21 protein-coding genes are annotated in these 20,303 nt (G+C 71.1%); 20 read left to right on the forward strand and 1 reads right to left on the reverse strand.

The features are described from left to right. Positions 1 to 97 precede the first annotated feature (97 nt). From ASG95_RS10480 to ASG95_RS10525, 10 genes are read left to right on the forward strand one after another with little or no spacing between them, the layout of a single operon-like run. Positions 98 to 841 (forward strand): helix-turn-helix transcriptional regulator, encoded by a 744-nt coding sequence (locus ASG95_RS10480; RefSeq protein ID WP_369820375.1) that lies wholly within the window; start codon positions 98 to 100, stop codon positions 839 to 841. Then, positions 838 to 2,259 (forward strand): Fe-S cluster assembly protein SufB, encoded by a 1,422-nt coding sequence (gene sufB, locus ASG95_RS10485; protein WP_056921090.1) that lies wholly within the window; start codon positions 838 to 840, stop codon positions 2,257 to 2,259. Before ASG95_RS10480 ends, sufB begins: the two co-directional genes overlap by 4 nt. Then, positions 2,259 to 3,458: a Fe-S cluster assembly protein SufD gene (sufD, locus tag ASG95_RS10490; protein ID WP_057377422.1), complete on the forward strand. Its 1,200-nt coding sequence runs from the start codon at positions 2,259 to 2,261 to the stop codon at positions 3,456 to 3,458. The genes sufB and sufD overlap by 1 nt, the downstream gene beginning before the upstream one ends. Continuing rightward, positions 3,455 to 3,811 carry a non-heme iron oxygenase ferredoxin subunit gene (locus ASG95_RS10495; protein ID WP_235543732.1) on the forward strand — a complete coding sequence of 119 codons (357 nt, stop codon included), beginning with the start codon at positions 3,455 to 3,457 and terminating at the stop codon, positions 3,809 to 3,811. The genes sufD and ASG95_RS10495 overlap by 4 nt, the downstream gene beginning before the upstream one ends. Before the next feature lie 57 nt (positions 3,812 to 3,868). Continuing rightward, positions 3,869 to 4,627, forward strand: a complete 759-nt coding sequence (gene sufC, locus ASG95_RS10500; protein WP_056921088.1) for a Fe-S cluster assembly ATPase SufC — start codon at positions 3,869 to 3,871, stop codon at positions 4,625 to 4,627. A 30-nt stretch (positions 4,628 to 4,657) separates the two neighbouring features. Next, the gene (locus tag ASG95_RS10505) at positions 4,658 to 5,956 is read left to right on the forward strand and encodes a SufS family cysteine desulfurase (protein WP_057377423.1); all 1,299 of its coding nucleotides are present in this window, start codon (positions 4,658 to 4,660) and stop codon (positions 5,954 to 5,956) included. Continuing rightward, the gene (gene sufU, locus ASG95_RS10510) at positions 5,956 to 6,462 is read left to right on the forward strand and encodes a Fe-S cluster assembly sulfur transfer protein SufU (RefSeq protein WP_056921086.1); all 507 of its coding nucleotides are present in this window, start codon (positions 5,956 to 5,958) and stop codon (positions 6,460 to 6,462) included. The genes ASG95_RS10505 and sufU overlap by 1 nt, the downstream gene beginning before the upstream one ends. Then, entirely contained in the window at positions 6,459 to 6,788 is a 330-nt protein-coding gene (locus ASG95_RS10515) for a metal-sulfur cluster assembly factor (protein WP_056885213.1), read from the forward strand. The genes sufU and ASG95_RS10515 overlap by 4 nt, the downstream gene beginning before the upstream one ends. Next, positions 6,722 to 7,345 carry an acVLRF1 family peptidyl-tRNA hydrolase gene (locus ASG95_RS10520; protein WP_235543734.1) on the forward strand — a complete coding sequence of 208 codons (624 nt, stop codon included), beginning with the start codon at positions 6,722 to 6,724 and terminating at the stop codon, positions 7,343 to 7,345. Before ASG95_RS10515 ends, ASG95_RS10520 begins: the two co-directional genes overlap by 67 nt. A gap of 7 nt (positions 7,346 to 7,352) precedes the next feature. Further along, positions 7,353 to 7,718, forward strand: a complete 366-nt coding sequence (locus ASG95_RS10525; protein ID WP_057377424.1) for a hypothetical protein — start codon at positions 7,353 to 7,355, stop codon at positions 7,716 to 7,718. Between the two features lie 27 nt (positions 7,719 to 7,745). On the opposite strand, the gene ASG95_RS10530 is transcribed toward ASG95_RS10525, so the two are convergent. Then, positions 7,746 to 8,672, reverse strand: coding sequence for a neutral zinc metallopeptidase (locus ASG95_RS10530; protein ID WP_056921083.1), 927 nt, complete (start codon positions 8,670 to 8,672; stop codon positions 7,746 to 7,748). 152 nt (positions 8,673 to 8,824) lie between these two features. Here ASG95_RS10530 and ASG95_RS10535 point away from each other — a divergent pair, with 152 nt between their 5' ends. From ASG95_RS10535 to ASG95_RS10580, 10 genes are all read left to right on the forward strand, one after another. Continuing rightward, positions 8,825 to 10,426 carry an ABC-F family ATP-binding cassette domain-containing protein gene (locus tag ASG95_RS10535; RefSeq protein WP_057377425.1) on the forward strand — a complete coding sequence of 534 codons (1,602 nt, stop codon included), beginning with the start codon at positions 8,825 to 8,827 and terminating at the stop codon, positions 10,424 to 10,426. Positions 10,427 to 10,528: 102 nt separating this feature from the next. Beyond that, positions 10,529 to 12,205: a nitrite/sulfite reductase gene (locus ASG95_RS10540; protein WP_057377426.1), complete on the forward strand. Its 1,677-nt coding sequence runs from the start codon at positions 10,529 to 10,531 to the stop codon at positions 12,203 to 12,205. Continuing rightward, positions 12,202 to 12,405 (forward strand): hypothetical protein, encoded by a 204-nt coding sequence (locus ASG95_RS10545; RefSeq protein WP_057377427.1) that lies wholly within the window; start codon positions 12,202 to 12,204, stop codon positions 12,403 to 12,405. Before ASG95_RS10540 ends, ASG95_RS10545 begins: the two co-directional genes overlap by 4 nt. Next, a complete protein-coding gene (locus tag ASG95_RS10550; RefSeq protein ID WP_082592489.1) occupies positions 12,402 to 13,169 on the forward strand; it encodes a phosphoadenylyl-sulfate reductase in 768 nt (255 codons plus the stop codon). Before ASG95_RS10545 ends, ASG95_RS10550 begins: the two co-directional genes overlap by 4 nt. Then, positions 13,166 to 14,095, forward strand: coding sequence for a sulfate adenylyltransferase subunit CysD (gene cysD / locus ASG95_RS10555; RefSeq protein WP_056921079.1), 930 nt, complete (start codon positions 13,166 to 13,168; stop codon positions 14,093 to 14,095). Before ASG95_RS10550 ends, cysD begins: the two co-directional genes overlap by 4 nt. After that, positions 14,095 to 15,453 (forward strand): sulfate adenylyltransferase subunit 1, encoded by a 1,359-nt coding sequence (locus ASG95_RS10560; protein WP_057377428.1) that lies wholly within the window; start codon positions 14,095 to 14,097, stop codon positions 15,451 to 15,453. Before cysD ends, ASG95_RS10560 begins: the two co-directional genes overlap by 1 nt. Further along, positions 15,453 to 16,745 carry a uroporphyrinogen-III C-methyltransferase gene (gene cobA, locus ASG95_RS10565; RefSeq protein WP_057377429.1) on the forward strand — a complete coding sequence of 431 codons (1,293 nt, stop codon included), beginning with the start codon at positions 15,453 to 15,455 and terminating at the stop codon, positions 16,743 to 16,745. Before ASG95_RS10560 ends, cobA begins: the two co-directional genes overlap by 1 nt. Next, a complete protein-coding gene (locus ASG95_RS10570) occupies positions 16,742 to 17,446 on the forward strand; it encodes a sirohydrochlorin chelatase (RefSeq protein ID WP_057377430.1) in 705 nt (234 codons plus the stop codon). The genes cobA and ASG95_RS10570 overlap by 4 nt, the downstream gene beginning before the upstream one ends. Further along, a complete protein-coding gene (locus tag ASG95_RS10575) occupies positions 17,443 to 18,234 on the forward strand; it encodes an enoyl-CoA hydratase/isomerase family protein (RefSeq protein WP_057377431.1) in 792 nt (263 codons plus the stop codon). The genes ASG95_RS10570 and ASG95_RS10575 overlap by 4 nt, the downstream gene beginning before the upstream one ends. Before the next feature lie 195 nt (positions 18,235 to 18,429). Continuing rightward, a complete protein-coding gene (locus ASG95_RS10580) occupies positions 18,430 to 20,298 on the forward strand; it encodes an ABC transporter ATP-binding protein (protein ID WP_057378857.1) in 1,869 nt (622 codons plus the stop codon). The last annotated feature ends 5 nt before the right edge of the window (positions 20,299 to 20,303 follow it).

Genomic DNA, 20,303 nt, shown 5'->3' on the forward strand with positions numbered 1-20,303 from the left:
GCGAGCCCGGCATTTACGTAACATTGGTGTTGTGAATATCCCGTCCGCCTCCGTGTCGCCCCGTGCGACGGACTCGCGGGCTCACGATGTGCCACTGGTGCTCGAGTCGCGCACCCGCGACCGGGTGCTGCAGGCGATCAGTGAGCGGGGTCCGATCACCGCCGCCACGCTGGCACTCGACCTCGGCCTCACCGCACCGGCCGTGCGGCGCCACCTCGAGAACCTCGAGGAGGCCGGCCTGATCACCGAGCGCGAGCCGGCCCCCGGCATCCGTGGTCGCGGCCGTCCGGCCCGGGCCTTCGTGCTCAGCGACGCGGGCCACCACGCGCTCGAGTCCGACTACGACCACCTCGCCACCGAGGCGCTGCGCTTCCTGGCGCAGGAGGCCGGCGAAGGGGCCGTGCGCCGCTTCGCCGAGAGCCGCGTCGCCGAGGTCGAGACCCGGTATGCCGCGCAGCTCGCCGCCGCGGGCACCGACCGCGCCGCCCGGGTCGACGCCCTCGTCGCCGCGCTGACCCGCGACGGGTTCGCCGCCTCGGCCCGGCCGGTCGGCGAGCCGGGCTCCACGAGCCCGTTCACCGGCATACAGCTCTGCCAGGGCCACTGCCCCGTGCAGGACGCGGCTCGGGAATTTCCCGAGATCTGTGACGCTGAGACTGATGCGTTCTCGCGGTTGCTGGGCGTGCACGTGCAGCGCCTCGCGACGCTGGCGCACGGCGAGCACGTGTGCACCACCTTCATCCCCACCGGTGCCGTGTCGGCGCCGACGCACCACACCACCCCCGACACCACCCCCGCCATCACCCACACACACCCAACAGAAGGGTCGTCCACGCGATGAGCACCCACATCGAGGAGCTGAACCCGGGTCTGAAGGACCTGGGCCGCTACGAGTACGGCTGGGCCGACAGCGACACCGCTGGCGCGACCGCCAGGCGTGGCCTCAACGAGGACGTCGTGCGCGACATCTCGGGTCGCAAGAGCGAGCCCCAGTGGATGCTCGACCTGCGCCTGAAGTCACTGCGGCTGTTCGGCAAGAAGCCGATGCCCAACTGGGGCAGCGACCTCACCGGCATCGACTTCCAGAACATCAAGTACTTCGTGAAGTCCACCGAGAAGCAGGCGACCACCTGGGACGAGCTGCCCGAGGACATCAAGAACACCTACGACCGGCTCGGCATCCCCGAGGCCGAGAAGCAGCGCCTGGTCTCCGGCGTCGCGGCCCAGTACGAGTCGGAGGTCGTCTACCACCAGATCCGCGAGGACCTGGAGGAGAAGGGCGTCATCTTCGTCGACACCGACACCGGTCTGCGTGAGCACGAGGACCTGTTCCGCGAGTACTTCGCGTCGGTCATCCCCGCCGGTGACAACAAGTTCGCCGCGCTCAACACCGCGGTCTGGTCGGGTGGCTCGTTCATCTACGTGCCGCCGGGCGTCCACGTCGACATCCCGCTGCAGGCCTACTTCCGGATCAACACCGAGAACATGGGCCAGTTCGAGCGCACCCTGATCATCGCCGACGAGGGCTCCTACGTGCACTACGTCGAGGGCTGCACCGCGCCGATCTACAAGTCCGACTCGCTGCACTCCGCGGTCGTCGAGATCATCGTGAAGAAGAACGCCCGCGTGCGCTACACGACCATTCAGAACTGGTCCAACAACGTCTACAACCTCGTCACCAAGCGGGCGACCGCCGCCGAGGGCGCGACGATGGAGTGGATCGACGGCAACATCGGCTCCAAGGTCACCATGAAGTACCCGGCCGTCTTCCTCCTCGGCGAGCACGCCAAGGGCGAGACGCTGTCGATCGCCTTCGCGGGCGAGGGCCAGCACCAGGACGCCGGGGCCAAGATGGTCCACGCGGCCCCGAACACCTCGAGCACCATCGTCTCCAAGTCGGTGGCCCGTGGTGGTGGCCGGACGTCCTACCGGGGTCTGGTGCAGATCCTCGAGGGCGCGCACGGCTCGCGTTCGAGCGTGGTCTGCGACGCCCTGCTGGTCGACACCATCAGTCGCTCCGACACCTATCCCTACGTCGACATCCGCGAGGACGACGTGACGATGGGCCACGAGGCGACCGTCTCCAAGGTGTCCGAGGACCAGATGTTCTACCTCATGTCCCGCGGGATGACCGAGGAAGAGGCCATGGCCATGATCGTGCGCGGGTTCGTCGAGCCCATCGCGCGTGAGCTGCCCATGGAGTACGCCCTCGAGCTGAACCGCCTGATCGAGCTTCAGATGGAAGGAGCCGTCGGCTGATGAGCCTTCTGGCCCAGAAGACCCCCGAAGCGACGGCGGGGTCCCACGAGGACTCTGCCGCCGCGTTCGTCCCCGACCAGTCGCGCGCCGAGCGCAAGACCTCGTATGCCGTGGACGACTTCGCCGTGCCCGGTGGCCGAGAGGAGGAGTGGCGCTTCACGCCGGTCGACCGGCTCGCGTCGCTGTTCCAGGTCGCGCCGACCGACACCGGCAAGCTGACGGTCGACGTGCAGTCGCCCGACGGCGTGACCGTGTCGCAGGTCGACCCCCGGTCCGCCGGCGTGCTCGTGCCCGCCGACCGCGCGTCAGTCGTCGCCTTCGCCGGCGAGGCGCAGGCCACCCGGGTGAGCATCGCGGCCGAGGCCGAGCTCACCGAGCCCGTGCGCATCACGGTCACCGCGACCGACCTCGCGCGGGTCAACGGCCACCTGGTCGTCGACGCCGGCCACCACAGCAAGGCCACCGTCGTGCTGACGCACCGCGGCTCCGCCGAGTGCGGTGCCAACGTCGAGATCAAGGTCGGCGACGGCGCGGACCTCACCTTCGTCACCGTGCAGGAGTGGGACGACGACGCGCTGCACGTCACCCAGAACGACGCGCTCATCGGCCGGGACGCCCGGCTGCGCCACATCGCCGTCACGCTGGGTGGCGAGATCGTCCGCGTCTCCACCAACGCGCGCTACTCCGGGCCGGGCGGTTCCTTCGAGGGCCTCGGCGTCTACTTCGCCGACGCCGGTCAGCACCAGGAGCACCGCCTCTTCGTCGACCACGAGGCGCCGCACTGCCACTCGAACGTCGAGTACAAGGGCGCCCTCCAGGGCGACACCGCCCACACCGTATGGGTGGGCGACGTCCTCATCCGTGCCAGCGCCGAGGGCACCGACACCTACGAGCTGAACCGCAACCTGGTCCTCACCGAGGGTGGTCGCGCCGACTCGATCCCGAACCTCGAGATCGAGACCGGTGAGATCGTCGGTGCCGGACACGCGTCGGCCACCGGTCGGTTCGACGACGAGCAGCTGTTCTACCTGCAGGCCCGTGGCATCCCCGAGGACGTCGCCCGCCGCCTGGTCGTGCGTGGCTTCTTCGCGAGCATCGTCGCGCGGATCGGCGTTCCCGAGATCTCCGAGCACCTGATGGAGGTCATCGACGCCGAGCTCGGTGCGGTGCCCGGCATCGCCACCGAGGACGTCGCGTGAGCGCCGCCCCCGAGCTGGTCACCGACGACGGCGACTTCGTGCGGGTCTGCCGCGTGGACGAGCTGCCCGAGGTGGGCGTGGCCGCGGCCGACATCAACGGCACCATCGTCGCGATCGTGCGCACCGCGGCGGGTGACATCCACGCCGTGGACGACACCTGCAGCCACGCGAACGTCTCCCTCTCCGAGGGTGAGCTCGACGGCTGCACGCTGGAGTGCTGGCTGCACGGCTCGCGGTTCGACATCCGCACGGGTGAGCCGTCGGGCCCGCCCGCGATCATCCCCATCAACGTCTACCCGGTGCGGGTCGAGAACGACGAGGTCTTCGTCGGCACGACCCCGCTGAACGCCTGAACGACCTGCACTGACTGCCGAGTAGTGTCCTGAAACAGATTGAGGAAACGAATCACCATGGCAACACTTGAGATCCGCGGCCTGACCGTCACCGTCGACGTGGAGGAGGGCACCAAGGAGATCCTGCGCGGCGTCGACCTGACCGTGAAGTCGGGGGAGACCCACGCGATCATGGGTCCCAACGGCTCGGGCAAGTCGACCCTCGCCTACTCCATCGCCGGGCACCCGAAGTACACCGTCACCGGTGGCACGGTCACCCTCGACGGTGAGGACGTGCTGGCCATGAAGGTCGACGAGCGCGCCCGCGCCGGCCTGTTCCTCGCGATGCAGTACCCCGTCGAGGTCCCCGGCGTGACGGTGAGCAACTTCCTGCGCACCGCCAAGACGGCGATCGACGGCCAGGCGCCCAAGCTGCGCACCTGGGTCAAGGACGTCAAGGCCTCGATGGACGCCCTGCGCATGGACCCCGCGTTCGCCGAGCGCAACGTCAACGAGGGCTTCTCCGGTGGCGAGAAGAAGCGCCACGAGATCCTCCAGATGGAGCTGCTCAAGCCGAAGGTCGCGATCCTCGACGAGACCGACTCCGGCCTCGACGTCGACGCGCTGCGCATCGTCTCCGAGGGCGTCAACCGCGCCAAGGAGGGCACCGACATCGGCGTCCTGCTGATCACGCACTACACGCGCATCCTGCGCTACATCCGGCCCGACTTCGTGCACGTCTTCGTCGACGGCAAGATCGTCGAGGAGGGCGGCCCCGAGCTGGCCGACCGCCTCGAGGCCGAGGGCTACGACCGCTACCTCGCCACCCAGGCCTGAGAGCCGACCACGAGCCGGCCGGCACCTGACATGAGCGCCACGACCTTCACCGACGCGGAGCTGGCCCGGATCCGGGCCGGGTTCCCGATCCTGTCGCGCACAGTGCGTGACGGGAAGCCGCTGGTCTACCTGGACTCCGGGGCGACGTCGCAGCGGTATGCCGGTGCCCTGGATGCCGAGCGCGCCTTCAGCGAGCAGGTCAACAGTGCCGTGCACCGCGGGGCCCACCAGCTCAGCGAGGAAGCCACCGACGCCTACGAGGGTGCTCGCGCCACGGTCGCGCGGTTCGTCGGGGGAGCGGACGAGGAGGTGGTGTTCACCAAGAACGCCACCGAGTCGCTCAACCTGGTGGCCTACGCGTTCTCGAACTCCGTGGCGGGCCAGGCCAAGGACCCCCGGCTCGACCTCGGTGTCGGCGACGAGATCCTCATCACCGAGATGGAGCACCACGCCAACCTCGTGCCCTGGCAGGAGCTGGCCCGCCGCACCGGCGCGACGCTGCGCTGGATCGGTGTCACCGACGAGGGCCGGCTCGACCTCGAGGGCGTGCACGGACCTGCCCTCGGCGAGCTGCTGACCGAGCGCACCAAGGTCTTCGCCTTCACCCACGTGTCCAACGTGCTCGGCACCATCAACCCGGTCCGCGAGCTCACCGCCGCGGCCCGGGCGGTGGGCGCACTCACCGTCCTCGACGCCTGCCAGTCGGCGCCGCACCTGCGGCTCGACGTGGCTGACCTCGGGGTCGACTTCGCGGCGTTCTCCGGCCACAAGATGTTCGGGCCCACCGGTGTCGGCGCGCTCTGGGGTCGCAGCGGGCTGCTGCACGCCATGCCGCCGTTCATCACCGGTGGCTCGATGATCGAGATGGTCCGGATGGAGGCGACCACCTATGCCCCGCCGCCGCAGCGCTTCGAGGCCGGGTCGCCCAACTCGGCGCAGGTCGTGGGTCTCGGTGCCGCCATCGACTACCTCGACGAGCTCGGCCTCGACCGCATCGCCGCCCACGAGCACGCCCTCACCGAGCGACTGCTCGCCGGCCTGGCGCAGCGCCCCTGGGTCCGGGTCGTCGGTCCCGCCGACGCGGTCGACCGGGTCGGCGCCGTCGCCTTCGACGTGCAGGGGGTGCACGCCCACGACGTCGGGCAGGTGCTCGACGACCAGGGCGTTGCCGTCCGGGTGGGCCACCACTGCGCCTGGCCGCTGCACCGCCGGATGGGCGTGACCGCCACGACGCGGGCCACCCTCGCCGCCTACAACTCGCCCAGCGAGGTCGACACCATGCTCGACGCCCTCGACCGGGTGCCCGCGATCTTCGGGGTGGCCAGCTGATGGACCTCTACCAGGAGCTCATCCTCGAGCACTCCAAGCGACCGCACCACGCCGGGCTGCGCGAACCGTTCGGCGCCGAGGTGCACCACGTCAACCCCACCTGCGGTGACGAGGTGACCCTGCGCGTGCACGTCGAGGGCACCGGCGCCGATGCGGTGGTCCGCGACATCTCCTACGACGCGCTCGGCTGCTCGATCTCGATGGCTTCCACCAGCGTGCTGGCCGAGGAGGTCATCGGGCACACCGTGGCCGAGGCGATGACCACCCACGAGGCGATGCGCACCATGCTCACCTCCAAGGGCGCCGACGCCGGCGACGAGGAGCTGATCGGTGACGGCGTGGCCTTCGCCGGCGTGAGCAGGTACCCAGCGCGCGTGAAGTGTGCTCTGCTGGGATGGATGGCCTTCACCGACGCGTTGCACCAAGCAGGCATCGACACCACGACCACCGACAGCACCAGCAACGACTCCACCATCATCGAACGCAGCAGCAAGGACGAGTCATGAGTGACACCACCACCGCCACCCCCAACGTCGCCGACGTCGAAGAGGCCATGCGCGACGTGGTCGACCCCGAGCTCGGCATCAACGTCGTCGACCTCGGTCTGGTCTACGGCATCACGGTCGACGCCCAGAAGCACGCCGTCCTCGACATGACGCTCACCTCGGCGGCCTGCCCGCTGACCGACGTGATCGAGGACCAGACCGCCCAGGCGCTCGAGGGCCTGGTCGCGTCCTACCGCGTCAACTGGGTGTGGATGCCGCCGTGGGGCCCCGACAAGATCACCGACGACGGCCGCGAGCAGCTGCGGGCCCTCGGGTTCAACCTCTGAGCCCTTCCCCGGCTGACTCCCGGCCGCGCGTCGTCGAGGTCGCTCCCGAGCGGATCGACGGCTGGCTGGAGCGGTTCGCCGCCAACAACGCCGAGCGCGAGTCGCCGCAACGGGTCACGGCGCGCGAGGAGTTCCCGCACGACCCGGTCGGGGTCCTCCTCATCCGCCGCGGTGGGTATGCCGTGGGGCTGGCCGACGGCCCGGCGTTCACCGAGTCCAAGGTGGGCAAGCGGCACGTCCAGTCCCGGACCGCCGCCGGCGGTTGGTCACAGCAGCGCTTCGCGCGGCGCCGGGGCAACCAGGCCGACGAGCTGGTGCGCGCCGTCACCGAGCACACGCTGCGGATCCTGCCCCGCGGCATACCCCGTGGTCTGGTCGTCGGCGGCGACAAGGCGCTGGTGCGCGCGGTCCTCGACGACCCGCGGCTGGCGCACCTCGACGCGCTCCCGCGACGCGAGCTCTACGACCTGCCGGACCCCCGACGGGATGTCCTGGAGGACGCCCTGCGCCGGGGCCGGGCGGTTCGGGTGACCATCGAGGACGGACCTGTCGCATGATGGCGACATGGCGAAGTACAAGGTCAACCGGGCCGCCGTGCGGCACTGCCGCGAGCTGATCAGGGCCGGCCAGGTCGTGCTCGACAGCGAGTGGGGCGCGGTGCAGCCCGATGCGGACAGCGAGAACGCGTTCCTCGAGGAGCACGGCTGGGACGACTACCCGAAGTGGTTCCTCGGGCTCACCGAGGGCGCCAACGACCAGACCAAGGCGCGGCACGCCTTTGCCTACGGGGACTTCACCAAGGTCCACCGCAGCGGGCTCATCGCCTGCGTCTACCGGGCCGCCGAGTGGCGCCACAAGGACGTCGAGCTGGCGGCACACCGCCTGCTGCAGGAGCTCGACAAGGCGCATCCCGGCGCCAAGGACGACTGAGTCGCAGCGACCCGCGCGTGGCCGCGACTACTCGACGGTGTCCGGGCTCAGGGTGTCGCACTGGTTGAGGTCGCCCGACTTGTAGCCGGTGGTGAACCACTTCTGTCGTGCGGCAGCGGAGCCGTGGGTCCACGACTCGGGGCTGACCCGGCCCTGGGTCTTCTCCTGGATCCGGTCGTCACCCACCGAGGAGGCCGCCGAGAGGGCATCCTTGATGTCCTGGTCGGTCAGCGGCTTGAGGAAGGCGACCTCACCACCGCTGGTGCTCTCACCCTTGGTCTCGGTGGCGTGGTTGGCCCAGACGCCGGCGAGGCAGTCGGCCATCAGCTCGATGCGCACCCCGCCGCTCTGCTCGCCCTTGGGGTCCTTCTGCGCCTCGTCGAGCAGGCCGAGGAGGTCCTGGACGTGGTGGCCGTACTCGTGGGCGACGACGTACTCCTGGGCCAGCGGGCCGCTGCTCGAGCCGAACTGGTCGCTGAGGATCTGGAAGAAGCTCGCGTCGATGTAGACCTGCTTGTCGAGCGGGCAGTAGAACGGGCCGACCTGGTTGCTCGCGGTGCCGCACGCCGACTGCGTGGAGCCGTTGTAGAGGATCGTCGTCGCGGGGGTGTACTCCCGCTTGTACTTCGGCAGCTCCTGCGACCAGAACGTGTTGACGGCCAGGACGGTGGCCTTGACGCGGCAGGCGTCGTTCTTGTTCGCGTCGGCCCCGGTCTTGCAGTTGGCCAGCTCCGAGTCCTGCTCGGTGCCGCCCGGCTGGACCTGGCCCTGGTCGCTGCCGCCGCCGCCGGGGTTCGTCGGCAGGTCGCTGGGGTTGATGCCGAAGATGAGCGCGATGATCAGCAGGATGATGCCGCCGATGCCGCCCCCCACGACCGCGCCGCCGGGGCCGCCGCCGCTGCCGCCGGACCCGACTTGTGAGCCGCCGATGTTGACGTCGTCGTTGAAGCTCATCTGGCCTCCGCGGTCGTGGGCGGGTGCTGCCCGGTGCAGCTGTCCTGGGTAGTCAGCCTTGCAAGTTAGACTAACGATCTCAGCCTCTGAGCGGCGCATCCGCAACTCGTCGGAGCGCCCCACCCCTCGCCTGTGATGTCTGGAGTTCCGTCGTGATTGCCGCCAGTGGGATCGAGCTGCGTGCTGGGTCCAGGCTCCTGCTCGACGGTGCGACCTTCCGGATCGCCGCGGGAGACCGCGTCGGGCTGGTGGGCCGCAACGGTGCCGGCAAGACCACGCTCACCAAGGTGCTCGCCGGTCAGGGTCAGCCTGCTGCCGGCTCGGTGACCGCCACCGGCGAGGTCGGCTACCTGCCCCAGGACCCGCGCACCGGCGACCTGCACGTCCTGGCCCGCGACCGCATCCTGTCGGCCCGGGGCCTCGACCGGATCATCGCGCAGATGCGCGAGGCCGAGGGCGCGATGGCGAGCGCCGACGACGAGACCCGGGACAAGGCGATGCGTCGCTACTCGCGGCTCGAGGCCGAGTTCACCGCCGAGGGCGGGTATGCCGCGGAGTCCGAGGCCGCGACCATCGCCAGCGCGCTGTCGCTCGAGGAGCGGGTGCTCGGCCAGCCCCTGGGGACGCTGTCCGGTGGTCAGCGTCGCCGGGTCGAGCTGTCGCGGATCCTCTTCTCGGGGGCGGCCACGCTGCTGCTCGACGAGCCGACCAACCACCTCGACGCCGACTCGATCGGCTGGCTGCGCGACTACCTCAAGGGCTACCAGGGCGGGCTGGTCGTGATCAGCCACGACGTCGAGCTGCTCGACTCCGTCGTCAACCGGGTCTTCCACCTCGATGCCAACCGGGCCGAGCTGGACCTCTACAACGTCGGCTGGAAGCCCTACCTCCAGCAGCGCGAGACCGACGAGCGGGCCCGCAAGCGGGAGTACGCCAACGCGACCAAGAAGGCCGCCGCGCTGATGGAGCAGGCCGAGAAGATGCGGGCCAAGGCGACCAAGGCGGTGGCCGCCCAGAACATGATCAAGCGCGCCGAGCGGATGCTCGCGGGAGTCGAGGGGGAGCGGACCAGCGACAAGGTCGCCAAGCTGCGGTTCCCCGACCCCGCACCGTGCGGCCGGACGCCGCTGCGCGCCTCCGGCCTGTCGCGGTCCTACGGCAGCCAGGAGGTCTTCACCGACGTCGACCTGGCCATCGACCGCGGTTCGCGGGTCGTCGTGCTCGGCCTCAACGGTGCGGGCAAGACCACCCTGCTCCGGATGCTCGCCGGGGCCGACGAGCCCGACACCGGCCAGGTCGAGCCGGGGCACGGGCTCAAGCTCGGCTACTACGCGCAGGAGCACGAGAACCTCGACGTGTCCCGCAGCGTGCTGGCCAACATGAAGTCGGCCGCGCCCGCCTCGTTCGGCGAGACCGAGGTGCGCAAGGTGCTGGGGTCGTTCCTGTTCAGCGGTGACGACGTCGACAAGCCGGCCAGCGTGCTGTCCGGTGGCGAGAAGACCCGGCTCTCGCTGGCCATGCTGGTCGTCTCCAGTGCCAACGTGCTGCTGCTCGACGAGCCCACCAACAACCTCGACCCCGCGTCGCGCGAGGAGATCCTCGGCGCCCTGCGCACCTACAAGGGCGCGGTCGTCCTCGTGACGCACGACGAGGGTGCGGTCGAGGCGCTGGAGCCGGAGCGGATCCTGCTGCTACCCGACGGCGTCGAGGACCACTGGGGCCAGGACTACCTCGACCTCATCTCGCTGGCCTGACCCCTCGTCCCCGGCGGCACGGCATACCCACCGGTTTGGTGGGGATTGCGGTCGGATAATGGACGGTTATGCAATGCATAAGCGAACGGGCAGAATGGTGGGGTGACGCAGACCCCCATCCGTCCCCAGCGGCAGGCAGGCAAGGCCACCGGCGCTTGGGCCGACGGCGATCGCACGCCCCTGAACGCCAACGAGGAGTTCAAGCAGGCCGATGACGGTCTCAACGTGCGGGCCCGCATCGAGGAGGTCTACTCCAAGGAGGGCTTCGCCAGCATCCCGGGGGAGGACCTGCGGGGTCGGATGCGCTGGTGGGGTCTCTACACGCAGCGCAAGCCCGGCATCGACGGCGGCAAGACCGCCACGCTCGACCCCAGCGAGCTCGACGCGGAGTTCTTCATGCTGCGGGTCCGCAGCGACGGCGGGGCGCTCGACGCCGACCAGCTGCGCACGGTCGCCGAGATCAGCCGGGAGTTCGCCCGTGACACCGCTGACGTCACCGACCGGCAGAACATCCAGCTGCACTGGATCCGGGTGGAGGACGTGCCCGAGATCTGGCAGCGCCTGGAGGCGGTCGGCCTGACCACGGCCGAGGCCTGCGGTGACACCCCGCGCGTCATCCTGGGCTCCCCGGTCGCGGGCATCGCGGCCGACGAGGTGCTCGACGGCACGCCGGCGGTGCGCCAGATCCTCGACCGCTACATCGGCAGCCCGGAGTTCTCCAACCTGCCCCGGAAGTTCAAGACCGCGATCTCGGGCAGCCCCAGCCTCGACGTCGCGCACGAGGTCAACGACATCTCGTTCGTCGGGGTCGAGCACCCCGAGCACGGCCCGGGGTTCGACCTGTGGGTCGGCGGGGGCCTGTCCACCAACCCGATGTTCGCGCAGCGCCTGGGGGCCTGGGTGCCGCTCGAGGAGGTCCCTGACGTCTGGAAGGGCGTCGTCTCGATCTTCCGTGACTACGGCTACCGCCGGCTGCGCAACCGCGCCCGCCTGAAGTTCCTGATGGCCGACTGGGGAGCCGAGAAGTTCCGCGACGTGCTCCAGAACGAGTACCTCAAGCGGGTGCTCCTCGACGGACCCGCGCCGCCCGCGCCGAGCGCCCACCGCCGCGACCACGTGGGCGTGCACCCCCAGCAGGACGGCAACTTCTGGGTCGGCGTCGCCCCGATCGCCGGCCGCGTGAGCGGCACGACCCTGGCTGCGGTCGCGGAGCTGGCTGCGAAGCACGGCTCGGGTCGGGTGCGCCTCACCGCCCACCAGAAGCTGCTCGTGCTGGACGTGCCCCAGAAGCAGGTCGCAGCTCTCACAACGGCCCTGGACGAGATCGGTCTCCCGGCTGCCCCGAGCGAGTGGCGGCGCGGTCTCATGGCGTGCACCGGCATCGAGTTCTGCAAGCTGGCCCTCGTCGAGACGAAGGCGCGGGCGCACACCGTGATCGCCGAGATGGAGCGCCGCCTGCCGGAGTGGGACGTGCCGTTCTCGATCCACATCAACGGCTGCCCCAACTCGTGCGCCCGCACCCAGGTCGCCGACGTGGGCCTCAAGGGCATGGTCCAGACCGACGACGACGGCAACCTCGTCGAGATCTTCCAGGTGCACCTGGGCGGTGGGCTCGGCACCGAGCCGCAGCTCGCGCGCAAGACCCGCGCGCTCAAGGTCCGGGCCGAGGACCTGCCCGACTACGTCGAGCGGCTCGCCGGCCGGTTCGTCGCGCAGCGCGAGGGCGAGGAGTCGTTCGCGCACTGGGCGCACCGCGCCGAGGAGGACGACCTGCGATGAGCGACAGCCCCCGCGCCAGCATCATCTACTACTGCCCGTTCTGCGCCGAGGAGGACCTCCGGCCGGTGGAGGAGCCTCGGGGTGGATGGCGCTGCAACGCCTGTGCCCGCGTCTTCACCGTGCAGATGGCCACCATCGACACGACCCGCATCCCGGGTCGTCTCCGCGAGGAAGCCGAGCTCCGAGGAGGGTCAGCATGAGCCCGACCGACACCGACACCACGACAGGCACCCGTTCCAGCGAGGAGCTCAAGGCCCTGGCTGCGGCCGCCGAGGAGCGCTTCGGTGCGCTGGAGGCGCAGGGCGACGCCGCGGCATACGAACAGCGGGTGGAGCTGGCGCGCGAAGCGCTGCGCTGGGCGCAGGAGACCTTCGGCGAGCACCTCACGGTGGCGTCGTCGATGGGTGACGAGGTGCTCGTGCACCTCGTCGGGACGACCATCCCCGGGGCCGACGTGTTCTTCCTCGACACCGGCTACCACTTCGTCGAGACGCTGGGCACCCGAGACGCCTACGCGGCGATGCTGCCCCTGAACATCCGGACCATCCTGCCGCTGCTGACCGTCCCGCAGCAGGACGAGAAGTACGGCGCCAAGCTGCACGACCGTGACCCGAACGCGTGCTGCGCGATGCGCAAGGTGGAGCCGCTCAACCGCGCGCTGTCGACCCACCAGGCCTGGGTCACCGGCATGCGTCGCGTCGACGCGCCGACCCGCACCGACATCGGCATCGTCGGCTGGGACGAGAAGCGCGAGATGGTCAAGCTGAACCCGATCGCCGGCTGGTCCGACGACGACGTCGACCGCTACGTGGCCGAGCACGGGGTCTTCCTCAACCCGTTGCGGCAGGAGGGCTACGCGTCGATCGGCTGCGCCCCCTGCACCCGCCCCGTCGCCGAGGGCGAGGACGCCAGGGCCGGCCGCTGGGCCGGCCAGGACAAGACCGAATGCGGGCTGCACACATGACGACGACCGCCGCGCGGGCGCTGCCCGACGAGTTCACCCTGGACCACCTCGACCACCTCGAGTCCGAGGCGATCCACATCTTCCGGGAGGTGGCAGGGGAGTTCGAGCGACCGGTCATCCTGTTCTCGGGGGGCAAGGACTCGGTCGTCATGGTGCACCTGGCGCTCAAGGCGTTCGCGCCGGGGCAGTTGCCGTTCGCGCTCCTGCACGTCGACACCGGTCACAACTTCCCGGAGGTGCTCGACTACCGCGACGCCACCGTGGAGCGCCTGGGGGTTCGGCTCGTCGTCGCCCACGTGCAGGACTACATCGACGACGGCCGGCTGCGCGAGCGCCCCGACGGCACCCGCAACCCGCTCCAGACCGTGCCGCTGCTCGACGCCATCGAGGCCGGGAAGTTCGACGCCGTCTTCGGTGGCGGCCGTCGCGACGAGGAGAAGGCCCGCGCCAAGGAGCGCGTCTTCAGCCTCCGCGACTCGTTCGGGGCCTGGGACCCGCGCCGGCAGCGACCGGAGCTCTGGGACCTCTACAACGGCAAGCACGCGCCCGGCGAGCACGTGCGGGTCTTCCCGCTCTCGAACTGGACCGAGCTCGACGTCTGGCGCTACATCGAGCGGGAGGGGATCGCCCTGCCCGACCTCTACTACGCCCACGAGCGCGAGGTTTTCGCCCGTGACGGCATGTGGCTGTCCGCCGGGGACTGGGGTGGACCCAAGGACACCGAGCGGGTGGAGACCCGGATGGTCCGTTACCGCACCGTCGGCGACATGAGCTGCACCGGTGCCGTCGACTCCGCCGCGACCGACGTCGCCGGGGTGATCCTCGAGCTCGCGGCCTCCCGCCTCACCGAGCGCGGTGCGACCCGCGCGGACGACCGGATGTCCGAGGCCGCCATGGAGGACCGAAAGAAGCAGGGGTACTTCTGATGACCGCGACCCATGAGGCGGATGCTGCCGTGACCCTCGCCACCGCCGACGACCCGGCACCCGCGCACCGGCACGAGCTGCTCAGGCTGGCGACGGCCGGCTCGGTCGACGACGGCAAGTCCACCCTGGTGGGCCGGCTCCTCTACGACACCAAGTCGGTCCTCGCGGACCAGCTCGACGCGGTCGAGCGGGTGAGCCGGGAGCGGGGGCTGGACGCCGCTGACCTCGCCCTGCTGACCGACGGCCTCCGGGCCGAGCGCGAGCAGGGGATCACCATCGACGTCGCCTACCGCTACTTCTCGACGGCGACCCGCTCCTACGTGCTGGCCGACACCCCCGGCCACGTCCAGTACACCCGCAACATGGTCACCGGTGCCTCCACGGCCGAGCTCGCCCTGATCCTCATCGACGCGCGTCACGGGGTCGTCGAGCAGACCCGCCGCCACCTCGCGGTCACCGGGCTGCTCGGCGTGCGCCACGTCGCGGTGGCCGTCAACAAGATGGACCTCGTCGACTGGTCGCAGGAGCGGTTCGACGAGATCGTGGCCGAGTTCTCCCGCCACGCAACGCGGTTCGGCATCGACGACGTCGTGGCCGTGCCGGTGTCCGCGCTCTTCGGCGACAACGTGGTGGACCGCACCGACCGGGCCGGCTGGTACACCGGGCCGACCCTGCTCGAGCACCTCGAGTCCGTGCCCGTCGGCACCGACCCGTCGGCGCAGCCCCTGCGCATGCCGGTGCAGTACGTCATCCGTCCGCAGAGCGCCGAGCACCGGGACTACCGCGGGTATGCCGGTCGGCTGGCTTCCGGGGTGGTGCGCCCCGGCGACGAGGTCACCGTCCTGCCCGGTGGTGCGCGCACCACTGTCGCCGGCATCGACCGCGCCAGGGCCGACGGCTCGCTGGAGTCGCTCGACGTGGCCTTCGCGCCGCAGTCGGTGGTGCTCCGGCTGACCGACGACCTCGACGTGTCGCGGGGCGACCTGTTGGCCGCGGCCGACGAGCCGAGCCTGACGACCCGCAACCTCTCCGGCACCGTCGCCGTGCTGTCGGAGCGTCCGCTGCGCCAGCGTGACCGGGTGCTGCTGAGGGTCGGCACGCGCACCGTCCGAGCCCTGGTCGACGACGTCGTGGACCAGCTCGACATCGCGACGATGGAGCAGCAGACCGCCCCGGATGGCTTGGCGCTCAACGCGATCGGCCGCGTGCGCATCCGCCTCGCGGACGACATCGCCATCGACGACTACCGCGCACTGCGCCGGACCGGCGCCTTCCTGCTCATCGACGACGCCGACGGCTCGACCCTGGCTGCCGGCATGGCCGACGCGCCGGACCGCAGCATCGGTGAGGGCATCTGATGGGCTCGCCGTCCTACCCGCTGACCCTCGACCTCGCCGGTCGCAGGGTCGTCGTGGTCGGGGGAGGGCCGGTCGCGGCCCGGAAGGCCGCGGCCCTCGTCGAGGCCGGCGCGCTGGTCGACGTCATCGCCCCCTTCGTCTGCGAGGAGCTGGCCGCGCTCGTGTCGGCCGACCGGCTCGGCTGGCAGGAGCGCGACTACGTCGCCGGCGACCTCCTCGAACCCACCGCTGCGTGGCTCGTGCACACCGCCACCGGAGAGGCGCAGGTCGACGCCCAGGTCGCGCGGGAGGCCGAGGCCGCCCGCATCTGGTGCGTCCGGGCCGATGACGCCACGGCCTCGACCGCGTGGACCCCTGCGGTGGCGCGGGGGTCAGTCGGCACGGCCAGTGAGGGACTCACCGTGGCGGTGAGTGCCGGTGCCGACCCGCGCCGCGCCACTGCCGTCCGCGACGCCGTCCTCGCGGCCCTCGACAGCGGCACCCTGCCCGTCCGCCGGGTGCGACGCCCCGAGGCAGCCGGTGCGCAGGACGCACCTGTCAGCGTCGGTCGGGTCGCGCTGGTGGGTGGTGGCCCCGGTGCCGAGGACCTGATCACGGTGCGGGGGCGAGCCCTCCTGGCCGCTGCCGACGTCGTCGTCACCGACCGGCTCGGCCCGCGGGGGCTGCTGCGGACGCTCTCCTCCGAGGTCGAGGTCGTCGACGTCGGCAAAACCCCTGGGAACCACCCGGTCAGCCAGGAGCGCATCAACGAGCTCCTGGTGCACCACGCCCGGCTCGGGAAGCGGGTGGTCCGGCTCAAGGGCGGTGACCCCTTCGTCCTCGGTCGCGGTGGCGAGGAGGCCCTGCACTGCCTCGCGCACGGCGTGCCCGTCGAGGTCGTGCCCGGCGTGACCTCGGCCGTCTCCGTCCCCGCGGCGGCAGGCATCCCGCTGACCCACCGTGGGGTGGCGGCGTCGTTCGTCGTCGCGTCCGCGCACGAGGGCGCCGACCACGTCCTCGCGGCAGCGGCGGACGCGGCCCCCGACGCCACGCTCGTGCTCCTGATGGGGATCACCCGGCTCGCGGAGACCGCCGCGGCGCTCATTGCTGCCGGGCGCCCGTCCGACACGCCGGTGGCCCTCGTCGAGCGCGGCTGGACTCCCGAGCAGCGCACGACTACCACCACGCTGGCCGCTGCGGCGGCAGACGCGGTGGCGGCCGGCGTGCGTGCGCCGGCGGTCGTCGTCGTCGGCCAAGTCGTGGCCCTGCGAGAGCACCTCGGCGACCTCTCCGGGAGTAACGTCACGGCGTGACCACCGACACCGACATCGTGCTGCTCGCCCACGGCTCGCCGGACCCCCGGCACGCCCAGGGCGTCGAGACCCTGGCCACCCACGTGCGCGAGCTGGCTCCGCACCGGACGGTCCACACGGCATACCTCGACCACCACGGTCCCAACGCGACCGAGGCCGGTGCCGACCTCGGTGAGCACGTGGTGGTCGTGCCCGTGCTGGTCACGCCCGCCTACCACGCCAAGGTCGACGTCCCCGCCGCGGTCGACGAGCTCGCCGCCGCGTCCGGCTCCTCGGTCTCCCTGGCCGCTCCGCTGGGGCCGCACGAGCTGCTGCTGGAGGCCGCCGAGGAGCTGCTCGCCGCCGAGGGCATCACGCCCGACCCCACCACCGCCGTCCTGCTGTATGCCGCCGGGTCCAGTGACAGCGAAGCCGTCGCGACCGTCGGCCACACCCTCGACGAGCACCCCCGCGAGGGGTGGGGACCGTGGGGGGTGGCCGCCCTCGACGGCGGGTCCACGCTCGACCAGGTGCTGCGGCGACTGCCCGACGAGGTCGAGCGCACGGTGGCCGTGTCGTTCATGGTGGCCGAGGGGGTCCTCCGCGACCGGATGGCCCAGCAGTGTGGCCGCGCCGGGGTGTCGATGGTTCCCGGAGCCCTGGCCCGCACGTCGGCGGTCGCCCACCTCGTCCTCGAACGGGCGGATAGCCTGCCTGCGTGACCGACGCAGCCCAGCCCCACCCGCACCTGTCCGTCGTCCGCGAGGGAGCCGTCCTCACGGTCAGCCTCGACCACCCGGACCGCCGCAACGCCCAGACGCCGAGCCTGTGGCTGGCCCTCGCGGACCTCGCCACGAGCCTCGACCCCGACGTGAGGGTCGTCGTGCTGCGGGGCGAGGGCCCGTCCTTCTCGGCCGGTCTCGACCGGGCGATGCTGGCGCCCGGTGGTGTGCCCGGCGAGACCGACATGATCGCGATGGCAGCCGAGAGCGCCGAAGGAGCCGCGGAGACCATCGAGTCCTTCCAGCGCGGCTTCTCCGCCTGGGCCGAGGTGCCGGCCGTGGTCGTGGCCGCGGTGCAGGGCCATGCGATCGGCGCCGGCTTCCAGCTCGCCCTCGCCGCTGACCTGCGCGTGGTGGCCGACGACGTGCAGTTCGCGATGCGGGAGACCTCGCTCGGGCTGGTGCCCGACCTGGGTGGCACGGGTCCGCTCGTCGCCCTGGTCGGGGTGGCCCGGGCCCTCGAGATCTGCGCCACCGGGCGGTTCGTCGGCGCGTCCGAGGCCGTCGCCATCGGGCTGGCCAACGTCGCGGTGCCGGTGGATGCGCTCCGGGAGACCACGGACGACCTCGTCGCGGCCCTGCTCGCCGCCCCGGAGGCGGCGCTGCGCGAGCTCAAGCCCCTGCTGCGCAGCGCTGTGGGGGCGGAGCGGGAGACCCAGCTGCGGCTCGAGCGCGAGGCGCAGGGTCGACTCCTGCACTCCCTCGCGTCCCACCTTTATCGGGTCTAGGGACAAAGGTCGGCTTCACCCCGAAACGGTTCCAGGGTGGAGCCGACCCTTGTCGGGTGGGGCCGCGCTGGCGATCCCCGGTTGCGCGCTGGGCGCAATGTCAGTGCCCGGCCCCATCATGGGGAATGAGCCGTCGCCCGGGCGGCGTTCCACGGCCGTGAGTAGAGGAGAAGCCCTGTGAGCCATGCCGGCTGGATGGCCATGCGGTCCCTGACCCGCGATGACTCGGTCAAGGACCGCAAGCTCGCGCCGGGCACCGCGCGCCGCGTCGCGTCCTACGCCCAGCCGTTCCGGCGCGAGATCGGGCTGTTCCTCGTGCTGGTCATCATCGACTCGGCCCTGGTCGTCGCCACCCCGCTCCTGCTCAAGGAGCTCATCGACAAGGGCATCACGCCCCGCGACCGCGGCGTCGTCATCGAGCTCGCGCTCGTGGTAGCTGCCCTGGCTGTCGTCAGCGGCCTCCTCACCCTGGTCGAGCGCTGGTTCTCCAGCCGCATCGGTGAGGGGCTGATCTACTCGCTGCGCACGGAGGTCTTCTCCCACGTGCTGCGCCAGCCGATCGCGTTCTTCACCCGGGCCCAGACCGGAGCCCTGGTGAGCCGGCTCAACAGCGACGTCATCGGTGCGCAGCAGGCGTTCACGTCGGTGCTGTCCAGCGTCGTGAGCAACGTCGTGTCGCTGGTGCTGATCATCGTCACGATGGCGACGCTGTCCTGGCAGCTCACGCTCGCCTCGCTGGCCCTCGTGCCGTTCTTCCTGCTGCCGGCGCGGCTGATGGGCCGGCGTCTCGCCGGGCTGACCCACGCCCAGATGGGGCTCAACGCCGACCTCGGCTCACGCATGACCGAGCGGTTCAACGTCGCCGGCGCGCTGCTCGTCAAGCTCTTCGGCGAGCCCCGCCGCGAGGACCGAGAGTATGCCGAGCAGGCGGCCGGGGTGCGCGACATGGGGGTCCGGATCGCGCTCAACCGCAGCATCTTCTTCGTCGCCCTCACGCTGGTGGCCTCGCTGGCGACCGCGATGGTCTACGGCTTCGGCGGGCTGATGGCGGTCAGCGGATCGCTCACCGTCGGCACCCTGCTCGCCCTCACCGCCCTCTTGGCCCGGCTCTACGGGCCGCTGACCTCGCTGTCCAACGTGCGCGTGGACGTGATGACCGCGCTCGTGTCGTTCGAGCGGGTCTTCGAGGTGCTCGACCTCCAGCCGCTCGTCACCGAGCGCACCGACGCCCAGCCGATCCCCACCGCCCCGGTGCGGGTCGAGCTGTCCGGGGTCGCGTTCCGCTACCCCTCGGCCGACGAGGTGTCGCTGGCTTCCCTGGAGAGCGTCGCGACCGGCGACCGCAAGGGCGGGGGAGTCGTGCTCAGGGACGTCGGGTTCGTCGCCGAGCCGGGCCAGCTCGTGGCGCTGGTCGGCCCGAGCGGGGCCGGCAAGACGACCATCACGTCGCTCCTGGCGCGGCTCTACGACCCCTCGACCGGATCGGTGCGGCTCAACGGGGTCGACCTGCGCGACGCGACGTTGGAGTCCGTGACCCGCACCGTCGGCATGGTCACCCAGGAGGCGCACCTGTTCCACGACACGATCCGCGCCAACCTGCGCTATGCCGCTCCGGACGCGACCGACGACCAGCTCGTCGACGCCCTCAAGGCCGCGCAGGTCTGGTCGCTGGTGGGGTCGCTCCCCGAGGGGCTCGACACCGTCGTGGGCGACCGCGGACACCGCCTGTCCGGCGGCGAGAAGCAGCGACTGGCCCTCGCGCGGCTGCTGCTCAAGGGGCCGGGCCTGGTGGTCCTCGACGAAGCCACCGCTCACCTCGACAGCGAGTCGGAGGCCGCGGTGCAGCGAGCCCTCGACACCGCCCTCGAAGGTCGGACGGCGATCGTCATCGCCCACCGGCTCTCGACCGTGCGCGGGGCCGACCAGATCCTCGTCGTCGACCAGGGCCGGATCGTCGAACGCGGCACGCATCGCGAGCTGCTCGAACGCGGCGGGCTCTACAACGACCTCTACACCACCCAGTTCGCCGACCAAGAGAGTCGCAGCACCGACGTCCCCGCCTGAGGGAA

Origin of the sequence: Phycicoccus sp. Soil803, from assembly GCF_001429685.1 — a bacterium.
Lineage (GTDB): Bacteria > Actinomycetota > Actinomycetes > Actinomycetales > Dermatophilaceae > Pedococcus.

What these genes read in the sequence shown, in the direction of transcription:
- ASG95_RS10560 (WP_057377428.1), top strand. Translation starts at nt 14,095, where the DNA reads ATGACCGCGACCCATGAGGCGGATGCTGCCGTGACCCTCGCCACCGCC.
- sufC (WP_056921088.1), top strand. Translation starts at nt 3,869, where the DNA reads ATGGCAACACTTGAGATCCGCGGCCTGACCGTCACCGTCGACGTGGAG.
- cobA (WP_057377429.1), top strand. Translation starts at nt 15,453, where the DNA reads ATGGGCTCGCCGTCCTACCCGCTGACCCTCGACCTCGCCGGTCGCAGG.
- ASG95_RS10530 (WP_056921083.1), bottom strand. Translation starts at nt 8,672, where the DNA reads ATGAGCTTCAACGACGACGTCAACATCGGCGGCTCACAAGTCGGGTCC.
- ASG95_RS10525 (WP_057377424.1), top strand. Translation starts at nt 7,353, where the DNA reads ATGGCGAAGTACAAGGTCAACCGGGCCGCCGTGCGGCACTGCCGCGAG.
- ASG95_RS10515 (WP_056885213.1), top strand. Translation starts at nt 6,459, where the DNA reads ATGAGTGACACCACCACCGCCACCCCCAACGTCGCCGACGTCGAAGAG.
- ASG95_RS10505 (WP_057377423.1), top strand. Translation starts at nt 4,658, where the DNA reads ATGAGCGCCACGACCTTCACCGACGCGGAGCTGGCCCGGATCCGGGCC.
- ASG95_RS10580 (WP_057378857.1), top strand. Translation starts at nt 18,430, where the DNA reads ATGGCCATGCGGTCCCTGACCCGCGATGACTCGGTCAAGGACCGCAAG.
- ASG95_RS10545 (WP_057377427.1), top strand. Translation starts at nt 12,202, where the DNA reads ATGAGCGACAGCCCCCGCGCCAGCATCATCTACTACTGCCCGTTCTGC.
- cysD (WP_056921079.1), top strand. Translation starts at nt 13,166, where the DNA reads ATGACGACGACCGCCGCGCGGGCGCTGCCCGACGAGTTCACCCTGGAC.
- sufD (WP_057377422.1), top strand. Translation starts at nt 2,259, where the DNA reads ATGAGCCTTCTGGCCCAGAAGACCCCCGAAGCGACGGCGGGGTCCCAC.
- sufU (WP_056921086.1), top strand. Translation starts at nt 5,956, where the DNA reads ATGGACCTCTACCAGGAGCTCATCCTCGAGCACTCCAAGCGACCGCAC.
- sufB (WP_056921090.1), top strand. Translation starts at nt 838, where the DNA reads ATGAGCACCCACATCGAGGAGCTGAACCCGGGTCTGAAGGACCTGGGC.
- ASG95_RS10550 (WP_082592489.1), top strand. Translation starts at nt 12,402, where the DNA reads ATGAGCCCGACCGACACCGACACCACGACAGGCACCCGTTCCAGCGAG.